The sequence below is a fragment of the Pseudomonas sp. SIMBA_068 genome (assembly GCF_046534705.1).
Lineage (GTDB): Bacteria > Pseudomonadota > Gammaproteobacteria > Pseudomonadales > Pseudomonadaceae > Aquipseudomonas > Aquipseudomonas putida.
Window position 1 is genome coordinate 1 of the sequence record NZ_JAWRYI010001687.1, and the last position, 235, is coordinate 235.

General features: G+C 36.2%; 1 protein-coding gene. It reads right to left on the reverse strand.

Annotated elements, in window-relative coordinates; genetic code table 11:
* On the reverse strand, nucleotides 1-235 hold a 235-nt coding region (locus SB756_RS35485; protein ID WP_410913935.1), incomplete at both ends, for an NAD(P)/FAD-dependent oxidoreductase.

Sequence of the window (235 nt, forward strand, 5' to 3'; positions counted from 1 at the left end):
GTAACAATACCTTTTACTGCGTCGTCTTCAATAATAAGTGAATGTGCGCTAAAGCCTGGAAATATTTCTACGCCTAAACTTTCAGCTTGCTCTTCTAGCCAGCGGCATACGTTACCCATTGAAACAATGTAGTTACCATTATTATGAAATGTTTTAGGCGTAGCAAAGTGGGGGATTGATGTTGCTTTTTCTTCGTTATTAAACCAATAAATTTCATCATTTGTAACTTTTGTAG